Below are 1,388 nucleotides of genomic sequence, written 5' to 3'. Positions count from 1 at the left end.
TATTAGCACAGGGAGTGAAGTAAGTACTGCAACAGATTGGATAATTCCCAAATTTCCAGTGAAGAGCAAAGTAAGTGAAACTAGAGCAATTAGTATGCCCCAAATTATTTTACTTCTTGTACTTGGGTTTATATTCCCATCTTCGGTAAACATTGCAACAACGTAAGTTGCGGAATTTGCAGAAGTAATGAAAAATACACTAATAACAATAATTCCTAAACAACTTAATATTAAGGTGATTTTAGGAAATAGGGTAAACAAGGAGTAGAAGGCATATTCGGGTCCATTAGATGCTATTGCATCAATGATGTGAAGAGTGATGTCGCTTGATCCAGCTAACGCTGTCCCACCAAAAACCCCAAACCAAATCACCGCAAACAATGAAGGAACACCAATTACCCCTATTAAGAATTCTTTGAAACTACGACCTTTTGAAATTCTAGCAATAAAGGTTGATACATATGGAGCCCAAGAAATCCACCAAGCCCAATAGAAAATTTTCCACGATTCAATCCATATCCTTTTTTCGGGATTACTTGTTCCGAGATCCAGACTTAGTGTAATGAAATTATTTAAATATACTCCAACTGATTCAATTGTGACTTCGATAATTTTGATTGTGGGCCCCATTACAAACATAAGTAATACCAAAAGTATTGACCCTAATATTGCTAAATTTGAAAGTGTCTTCATACCACGATGCAGACCGGAGATTGAAGAGTAAATAACGATAATTGAAATTACTATTACGATTAAGACCTGTAAATTGAATGAATTTTCAAATGCCGGGTTAAGGAATGAAATGCCGCTACCAATTTGCTTAGAACCTAATCCAAGCGAAGTAGAAACGCCAAATATTGTTGATATTATGACTAAAATATCAATTACATGCTTAAGTCCATAACCTACCCTTGTATTTTTAAAGCCCAGTGTTTCACTAAGCAGACCTTTCTTCTCTTTATTGAAAAGGAAATATGCAATTATTAAAGCCATAATCGCATATAATGCCCAAGGCTGAATCGCCCAGTGAACAAAGGAATTCACTAATGGCGTGACATGGTCATTAGAAGATATAGATCCAAATTGTTGTAGTTCACTATAGTGTTCAACTGGTTCAGCGACACCCCAGAAGACTAATCCGATTCCCATTCCTGCACTAAATAACATAGTTATCCATGAAAATGTAGAATGTTCAGGTGTTGCGTCCTTACCCCCGATAATAGTATTACCAATGGGACTGAATATAATATATATACATACTAATACTATTCCGAACATTGTTAGTACATAAAACCACCCTAAATCTGTTATGAGTATATCGTGTAATAACATAGAAATTGAGTCCAATCTATAATTTGGATTCAGGTAAGGGGATGCAAATCCCCAAC

Annotated in this window: 1 protein-coding gene; it reads right to left on the bottom strand. The window is 35.6% G+C overall.

Annotation, left to right across the window (positions count from 1 at the left end):
• Positions 1–1,332, bottom strand: a 1,332-nt coding sequence (locus tag GVV20_RS10565) for a BCCT family transporter (RefSeq protein WP_250690217.1), incomplete at its 3' end; no start/stop codon positions are given.
• Positions 1,333–1,388 lie beyond the last annotated feature (56 nt).

This window comes from Erysipelothrix aquatica, from assembly GCF_009828775.2.
Lineage (GTDB): Bacteria > Bacillota_I > Bacilli_A > Erysipelotrichales > Erysipelotrichaceae > Erysipelothrix > Erysipelothrix aquatica.
Note: the sequence above shows the minus strand (reverse complement) of the source record. Positions and strands in the feature narration are given on the sequence as shown.